This is a genomic window from Cribrihabitans pelagius (assembly GCF_048820915.1).
Classification (GTDB): Bacteria; Pseudomonadota; Alphaproteobacteria; order Rhodobacterales; family Rhodobacteraceae; genus Cribrihabitans_A; species Cribrihabitans_A pelagius.
Genome location: NZ_JBMERR010000025.1, coordinates 61,470 through 68,980, shown reverse-complemented (window position 1 = coordinate 68,980; position 7,511 = coordinate 61,470). Strand labels below are relative to the sequence as shown.

Sequence of the window (7,511 nt, the reverse complement as noted above, 5' to 3'; positions counted from 1 at the left end):
GGGGAAGAAAGGCTCAAGGCGCGCCATCTGCGCGTCAGTTAGCCAGAAAAGATCAGACATGGTCACCGCTCGTTTTCGAGCCGTGAATCATACCGATAGCCGAAAATCAATGGGTCCTGACCCTAGCCCAAAGATTACGTGAACAAGCCCGCGAAAATCGCATCGTTAAGCCTAATGGCGACATCGTTATAGGCCTTCTCAGCATCTGGCGCGATCTTGAGATTTTGTGCCGGCGAACTTGGCATGGTATTTCGTTTTACGTCACAGGCCACGGTTACCGCCCGGAACTCAGCCTGATTTGGCTGGTTGCCCTCTGGATTGGCGCCACCTATCCCACACACATGGCGTGGGAAGAAGGCAGCTTTGCTCCTAACTCTGGCCCGGTGCTGATCTCATCTGGGTGGGCGAAGTTCGCCGGTACGTCAGCAAATCCAGCGTCTGAATGGTCGCACTCCATACCGGGAAAGGACTGGGAAACATTTAACCGTTATGCATATGCCGCCGACCTCGTAATCCCGATCCTCGACCTTGGCCAATCAGAGGCCTGGACCCCCTCAACTGAGCGTGGTTGGTGGGGCAAGCAACTCTGGTGGCTTCGCTGGGTCTTCATCACGGCAGGCTGGATCGTCACCGCCTTCGGCGCCGCCGCTCTGACCGGGATCATCCGGCGCGAATAGGCTTCTCGCCCTTTTCTCTTGCTAAAAGATATCCCCGCTAGAGTCATCCAGCCTTCCGGCAGCCGACCAATATACAGGCGGCGGACAGGCGGTGCACGCAAGTCACCCCCCATTCTCCCGCCTTGGGCTTGCCAAAGGCCGCCCCGCTTGCGCATATCGCACCCAGCAGCACCAGACAGGAGCAGGACGCGTGACCCAGGAGACCATGATTGCCGTGATCGGCGGTTCGGGCATTTACGAGATTGACGGGCTGGAAGGCGCCGAATGGCTGGCGGTGGAGACGCCCTGGGGGGCGCCCTCGGACCAGATCCTCACCGGCACGCTGGGCGGTGTGAAGATGGCTTTCCTGCCGCGCCACGGCCGCGGCCATGCGCATTCGCCCTCCGAGGTGCCCTACCGCGCCAATATCGACGCGCTGAAGCGGCTGGGTGTGACCGATGTGTTCTCGGTCTCCGCCTGCGGATCGTTCCGCGAGGAGATGGCGCCGGGCGATTTTGTCATCGTCGACCAGTTCATCGACCGCACCTTTGCACGCGACAAGAGCTTCTTCGGCACCGGCTGCGTCGCCCATGTGAGTGTCGCGCATCCGACTTGCCCGCGGCTTGGCGATGCGGCCGAGGCAGCGGCGAAAGACGCAGGCATCACCGTGCACCGCGGCGGCACCTACCTGTGCATGGAGGGGCCGCAGTTCTCCTCGGTGGCGGAATCGAAGATGTACCGCGAGCAGTGGGGCTGCGACGTGATCGGCATGACCAACATGCCCGAGGCCAAGCTCGCCCGCGAGGCCGAGCTGTGCTACGCCTCCATCGCCATGGTTACCGATTACGACAGCTGGCACCCGGATCACGGCGCGGTGGACATCACGGCGATCATCGCGACGCTCAAGGGCAACTCCGACAACGCCCGCGCGCTGGTGCGCCGTCTGCCCGGGCTGTTGGGCAAGGACCGCGCGCCCTGCTCGCATGGCTGCGACCGGGCACTGGAATACGCGCTGATGACCGCTCCGGAAAAACGCGACCCGGCACTTCTGGCCAAGCTCGACGCGGTGGCAGGCCGGGTGCTGGGCTAAGCCAGGCAGGGTGCGCCGGGTGCAGACCGCGAGGGCTGGCTGTCCTCGACCCTCCGGCGCGCCGGTCCTTCCGAACGGGGCATGAGCCGCGCGTTGCCGACGTGCGCAGGGGGCGACCCAACAGGCGTGACTGGCAGTTTATCCCGGCCACGTCCGTGAACCCTTGCGAGGGAGCGCCCAGCCTCACCAAATCGCCGCCGCATGCGTGCGCCGGCGATGCGCGGCGGCCTTGCGGCCTTGTTCCGCGCTTGCGGCACGGTAGTCCGGATTTGAGGCTGGAGTGTTGCACGTTCCTCTTTCTTCTCAACGCCCAAACGGCATTCTTGAGTCCGTGCGGCAAACGGGCGGGAGGGTGGCGTGCGCCTGATCGGGTTGGACATTGCGTGATTTCTTGCCTTCTGCGGCATGGTGCTAGTGAACTTCCGGGTTGCCGCCGGGGTAGCGGAGGACGCGGGCGCGGCTTCGGCGCTGATCTCGGCCCTTGAGGGCCGGGCGGCCGCGCTCTTCGTGGTGCTGGCGGGCGCCGGGCTTGCGCTGGCGGGACCCGCGCGCGGCACGCTCACCCTGCGGGCGCTGATCCTCTTCGCGCTGGGGCTCATGAACCTCACTATCTTCGACGCTGACATCATTTCTACGCGGTCTATTTCCTCTGCGCGCTGCCTTTTCTGACCGCGCCGCGCAGCGCACTGCTCTGGGCGGCGGCTGCGGCGGTTCTGGTCAGCCTCGCGGGCTTTGTCCTGCTGGACTACGAGGCGCATTGGGACTGGGAGAGCCTTGCCTACCGGGATTTCTGGACGCTGGAGGGGTTCCTGCGGAACACCTTCTTTAACGGCTGGCACCCGGTGTTTCCCTGGGTCGCCTTCCTGTTCACCGGCATGTGGATCGGGCGGCTGCGTCTTTCCGCACCGCGGGTGCAGGCGGGGCTGGCAGCGGGAGGTTTGCTCGTGGCGGCGCTTGGCATGCTGCCCGCGCAAACCGTGCAGGACCCGGAACTGGCCGAGCTTGCAGGCACCGCGCCAGTGCCGCCGGGACCGTTCTACATCCTTTCCGCCAGCGGCAGCGCTGCGGCGGCGATCGGGCTGCTGCTGCTTGTTACGCCGCGGCTGCCGGGCGTGCTTGCCGGATGGCTCGCCGCGCCCGGGCGGCAGGCTCTGACGCTTTATGCGGCGCATATTCTGCTTGGCATGGGTGCGCTTGAGGCCGCCGGGCTGCTGGACGGCAGCCTGAAAAACGGGGAGGTTCTGGGCCTCGGGGCGGGGTTCTGCGCGCTGTCTATGCTCTATGCCAAGGCTTGGCTAAAGGCCGCCCGCCACGGGCCGCTGGAGCTGCTGCTGCGCTGGCCCGCCCGCAAGCGGCCGCGTCAGGGCTGAAGCCCTCTTCTGCGCCCCTGGCGCAGCCTGAGCCGGGCAATTGCCGCATCTGTCGGCCCTTCCCTCTTGCAAGCGCGCGCCGCTTCGGCCAAACCCGCGGGGTCCGGCCCGAGGGGGCCGCTTATCCTCACCGTTCCGCCGCAAGGAGCCCCGCCATGCCGAAGAAATCCGCCGTCAAGGACTATATCCGCACCATCGTCGACTTCCCGCACGAGGGCATCATGTTCCGCGACGTGACCACGCTGTTTGCCGATCCGCGCGGCTTCCGCATGGCAATTGACCAGATGCTGCACCCCTATGCCGGTGAGCAGATCGACAAGGTGGTGGGGCTCGAGGCGCGCGGCTTCATCCTGGGCGGGGCGATTGCGCATCAGCTCAGCGTCGGCTTCGTGCCGATCCGCAAGAAGGGGAAGCTGCCCGGCACCACCATCAGCCAGGACTACAAGCTGGAATACGGCGAGGCGATCGTGGAAATCCACGACGACGCCATCCAGCCAGGCGAGAAGGTGCTGGTGGTCGACGACCTGCTGGCCACCGGCGGCACCGCGGGCGCGGGCATCAAGCTGATCCAGCGGCTGGGGGGCGAGATCGTCTCCTGCGCCTTCATCGTCGACCTGCCGGAGCTGGGCGGCCGCAAGCTGCTCGAAGACATGGGCATGGACGTGCATGTGCTCTGCGAGTTCGAGGGCCTCTGAGCACCGCGCCCGCCGGCTCTGCTCCCTCGGCTGACATGGGTGCCGGCGCGGGCACTCCCGCCCGTCATACGCCATTTTCTGCAAAAATGGCTCTTCCGGTTGGGCCTGGCAGTCCGGCAAAGCCGGGCGGCCGCGGGGGCGGGAGCCCTCCCTGTCCTTTCGAATTACGCCGTTGGGTTTAGTCTCCCCGGTTGAGCAGGATAGTTTAACCCTATTGGATTACGTGCCTTGCCTGGACTATGCATATCTACCATTGGGATTACATCTTTGGGCTTAGCTCTCTCGGGATAAGACCCGGCCCAGTCTGCGCCGCGACGCGGTCACCCGCGCGACAGCACCGCGCCCGGGTTCATGATGCCATTGGGGTCGAGCGCCTGCTTGATCGCCCGCATCGCCGCCAGCCGGGCCGGGTCGCCGTAGCGTTCCAGGTCGCAAGTTTTCAGCCGCCCCACCCCGTGCTCGGCGCTGAAGGAGCCGCCGAAGTCCTGCACCAGATCATGCACCGCCCGCTTCACCGCACCGCGCAAAGGGTCGAAAGCCGCGCGGTCCTGCCCCTTGGGCGGGAAGACGTTGTAATGCAGGTTGCCGTCGCCGAGGTGGCCGAAGCAGTTGATGCGGAAGTCCCCGACCGCTGCCACCGCCTGCCGGCCCGCTTCGATGAAGGCGTGGATCTCCGACAGCGGCAGCGAGATGTCGTGACTCGACACCGAGCCAATTGCCTTGTTTGCAAGGGGGATATGCTCGCGCAGGGCCCAGAGTTCCTGCCGCTGGGCGCCGGACTGGGCGATCACCCCGTCCGAGGCCAGACCCGCCGCTTCCGCCGTCTCGAACAGCTCCGCCAGCGCCGCCTCCGGGTCGAGGCCGCGGGGCAGGCCCAGTTCCAACAACACGCACCATTCCGGCGCCTCGGCAAAGGGCCGGCGCACCTGCGGCAGGGTCTCGGCCAGGAAATCGAGCCCCTGCCGGTGCATCAGCTCGAAAGCGCTGACCGCCTCGCCCAGCTGACCGCGGGCGAGCGCGAGAAGGTCCAGCGCTGCCCTCGGATCGCGTACCGTATACAGCGCCGTGCCTAGGCCCGCCGGCACCGGCGCCAGCTTCAGTGCCGCGGCTGTGATCACGCCGAGCGTGCCTTCGGAGCCGATCAGCAGATTCTTGAGGTCATAGCCGGTGTTGTCCTTCCTGAGCCGGGTGAGCCCGTGCCAGATATCGCCCGTGGGCAGCACCGCCTCCAGTCCGAGGCAGAGGTCCCGCGCGTTGCCGTAGCGAAGCACGCCCACGCCGCCCGCGTTGGTTGCGAGGTTGCCGCCGATCCGGGCCGAGCCCTCGGCCGCCAGCGACAGCGGGAACAGCCGGTCCGCGGCCTCTGCGGCCGCCTGCACGTCGGCAAGGACCGCGCCTGCCTCGGCGATGAGGACGTTTTCCTGCGGATAGACCGCGCGGACCGCAGCCATGCGCTCAAGCCCCAGCACCAGCGGCGAGGGTCCTTCCGGCATCACCTGGCCGCCGACCAGCCCGGTGCCGCCGCCGTAAGGCACCACCGGCACCCGCGCGGCATTGGCTTCGCGCAGGATCAGCGCCACCTGCTCCACCGTCTGCGGCAGTGCAAGCAGCCCGGCCTGGCCGCGGTAGCGGCCGCGCGGCTCCTCCAGGAAGCGCGGCTCGGCCAGGCGCAACACGCCCTCGGGCAGGCGCCCGGAGAGGCGCGCGGCGAAGTCCGGCCCGGCCGGGTTCAGCGGCGGGAACGCGGCGGAGCGGGTGGCAGCCGCGCGCTGGGGGATATCGCCCTCGGGCGTCTCGTGGCCGGCGGCAGGTGCGGAGGCGGAGGGTTTCGGGCTGCGGGTCATGGCTTATCCATGGCCAAAACCATGGGGGCTGGCAAGGGCCGCAACAGGCGCGCGAGGCACGGCGCAGGCAGCTGGAGCGCGGCGGCGGCCGAAACCGGTCGGCAATCGCCGGCGGCTCCGCACCGGAAACAGGGGGAGCCAGGCACCGCAACGCTTGCCGGGCACCGGCCGGCACCACCAACGGCTAGGTGCAGGCACCGGCAAGCCGCAGCAGCCGGCAGCGGCCGGCACGGGCCTCAAACGGCCGCCTCACTCTTCGGCGCCAAGATACCTGGGCCGCAGCACCACGATCTGCGGCCGCTCCGGCAGGCTGCGCAGCGACAGCTCCAGCTCCGAGACGCCTTCATCCACCACCGGGAAGACCTCGCCCGCCTCGCTGAGGAACCGCTGCAGCGTGTAGTCGCCGAACCAGTGCATCGGGATCACCACCGAGGCGCGCAGCCGTATCAGCACCTCCATCATCTGATCGAGCGGCAGCGTGGTGCCGCCATCCACCGCCGCCATCACCACATCCATCCGCCCAAGGGCCGCGTATTGCGCCGGCGTCGGCACGTGGTGCAGGTGGCCGAGGTGGCCGATGCAGAGCCCCGCGGACTCGAAGACGAAGATCGAGTTGCCCAAGGGCTCCACCCCGCCGAAGCGGGAGCGGATGTCGGTGGAGACATTTCGGATCAGCACGCCGCCGAGGTCGAGGTGGTGCTGGATGCCCTCGCCAAACGGCCCCCAGCCGCGCAGCACATGCGGGATCGCCGGGTCGGGATGCGCGGTCCAATGGGTCTCATGCGCGTGGTTCATGGTGACCACATCGGGGATCAGCGGCGCGGTACCGGTGAAGCCGGTGTAATCGGTCACGATGCCGAGCCCGTCCTCTGTCTGCAGCAGGAAGGAGGCATGGCCGAGGTAGCGGATGCGCAAATGGTGCGCTGCGACCGGCGCCTGCCAGCTTGCGGGCTGAAGGTGCTGCAGCCCCGGCGCGCCTGCGGCGAGAGCGATGCAATGGCTCGCCCTGCGCTCCTGCGCGGCGGCGCCGGTAGCGGAGGAAAGGAGGCTGGCAGCGATCAGGGCAGAAAGGAGGAGGCGCATGCAGCAGTTCTAGGGCACAAAGGCCCGCTGTCACGCGCTGCGCGGCCTTTTCAGCGGGTGGATGGGCCTGGGCTGCTTCCGCGCCCGTCCAGGTGATATCGCGGGGCGCAGCCTCTTGCATGACCGAAAGACCGTCCGGGGCCGCTCCAGCCATGCGGCGAAGGGCTGGCGGGCGGGAGCCGCGCGCGCAGGATGTGCGCCGCAAACGGGCGGCGCTGAGGACCCTTGCACGCACCTAAGACGCAGTATCTCCGTCGATCTGCACCTGCGGGCTTGCATGGCAAAGACCCGCGTGCGGCGGTCATTGACCGCCTCAAGCCCCCTTTCCCGCACAGGCCGCCTGAAGTCCCGAAGGAAACAGCCGGGAGAGCAGTCCCGCCGGGCCGTGCGCCCTCGGACAGGCGCTGCCTCCTGCAAGGGAAGGAAGCCGCGTGCAGGGGCAAACCGGCAGGTGTGGGTCGGAGACGGCTCAACCGCGCCGGATGCGAGGGGCGGCAAATGCGGCGAGACACGCGGAACCTGGCCCCATTCGGCCCCGGAGGCCGGAGCAATCCGGGACCGCCCGGCGGCGCCGGCAAGGATCAGGAGAAGCCACGGCATACGCGCCCGGCAGCCATAATCCGCAACAAGCCCGCCTCCGCCGCCTCAGATTTCTTTCGGCTGCCGGTGGAATCCGCCAAGGGTGCGCTCCCGCCCGATCGGGCGCATTCACAGAATGCACCCTCTCAGTTGGGCGTGGGGGGGGGGGGGGGGGGGGGGGGGGGGGGGGGGGA

The 7,511-nt window shown here is 67.8% G+C and carries 7 protein-coding genes; 5 read left to right on the top strand and 2 right to left on the bottom strand.

Translation table 11 applies throughout. The features are described 5' to 3' along the window. The first annotated feature begins 341 nt into the window (after positions 1 to 341). From ACOHX0_RS19025 to ACOHX0_RS19005, 5 genes are all read left to right on the top strand, one after another. Positions 342 to 677, top strand: a complete 336-nt coding sequence (locus ACOHX0_RS19025) for a hypothetical protein (protein ID WP_420678750.1) — start codon at positions 342 to 344, stop codon at positions 675 to 677. A gap of 205 nt (positions 678 to 882) precedes the next feature. Further along, the gene (locus ACOHX0_RS19020) at positions 883 to 1,746 is read left to right on the top strand and encodes an S-methyl-5'-thioadenosine phosphorylase (protein WP_420678752.1); all 864 of its coding nucleotides are present in this window, start codon (positions 883 to 885) and stop codon (positions 1,744 to 1,746) included. A gap of 405 nt (positions 1,747 to 2,151) precedes the next feature. Further along, entirely contained in the window at positions 2,152 to 2,415 is a 264-nt protein-coding gene (locus ACOHX0_RS19015) for a hypothetical protein (protein WP_420678749.1), read from the top strand. Further along, on the top strand, positions 2,403 to 3,116 hold the full coding sequence (locus ACOHX0_RS19010) for a DUF418 domain-containing protein (protein WP_420678751.1): 714 nt from the start codon (positions 2,403 to 2,405) through the stop codon (positions 3,114 to 3,116). Before ACOHX0_RS19015 ends, ACOHX0_RS19010 begins: the two co-directional genes overlap by 13 nt. 155 nt (positions 3,117 to 3,271) lie before the next feature. Then, entirely contained in the window at positions 3,272 to 3,811 is a 540-nt protein-coding gene (locus ACOHX0_RS19005; RefSeq protein ID WP_420678748.1) for an adenine phosphoribosyltransferase, read from the top strand. Positions 3,812 to 4,131: 320 nt separating this feature from the next. On the opposite strand, the gene ACOHX0_RS19000 is transcribed toward ACOHX0_RS19005, so the two are convergent. Beyond that, positions 4,132 to 5,655, bottom strand: coding sequence for an FAD-binding oxidoreductase (locus ACOHX0_RS19000; RefSeq protein ID WP_420678747.1), 1,524 nt, complete (start codon positions 5,653 to 5,655; stop codon positions 4,132 to 4,134). 249 nt (positions 5,656 to 5,904) lie between these two features. Then, positions 5,905 to 6,738 (bottom strand): MBL fold metallo-hydrolase, encoded by an 834-nt coding sequence (locus ACOHX0_RS18995; RefSeq protein WP_420678746.1) that lies wholly within the window; start codon positions 6,736 to 6,738, stop codon positions 5,905 to 5,907. Positions 6,739 to 7,511: the final 773 nt, after the last annotated feature.

What these genes read in the sequence shown, in the direction of transcription:
- ACOHX0_RS19005 (WP_420678748.1), top strand. Translation starts at nt 3,272, where the DNA reads ATGCCGAAGAAATCCGCCGTCAAGGACTATATCCGCACCATCGTCGAC.
- ACOHX0_RS19000 (WP_420678747.1), bottom strand. Translation starts at nt 5,655, where the DNA reads ATGACCCGCAGCCCGAAACCCTCCGCCTCCGCACCTGCCGCCGGCCAC.
- ACOHX0_RS19020 (WP_420678752.1), top strand. Translation starts at nt 883, where the DNA reads ATGATTGCCGTGATCGGCGGTTCGGGCATTTACGAGATTGACGGGCTG.
- ACOHX0_RS19025 (WP_420678750.1), top strand. Translation starts at nt 342, where the DNA reads ATGGCGTGGGAAGAAGGCAGCTTTGCTCCTAACTCTGGCCCGGTGCTG.
- ACOHX0_RS18995 (WP_420678746.1), bottom strand. Translation starts at nt 6,738, where the DNA reads ATGCGCCTCCTCCTTTCTGCCCTGATCGCTGCCAGCCTCCTTTCCTCC.
- ACOHX0_RS19015 (WP_420678749.1), top strand. Translation starts at nt 2,152, where the DNA reads ATGGTGCTAGTGAACTTCCGGGTTGCCGCCGGGGTAGCGGAGGACGCG.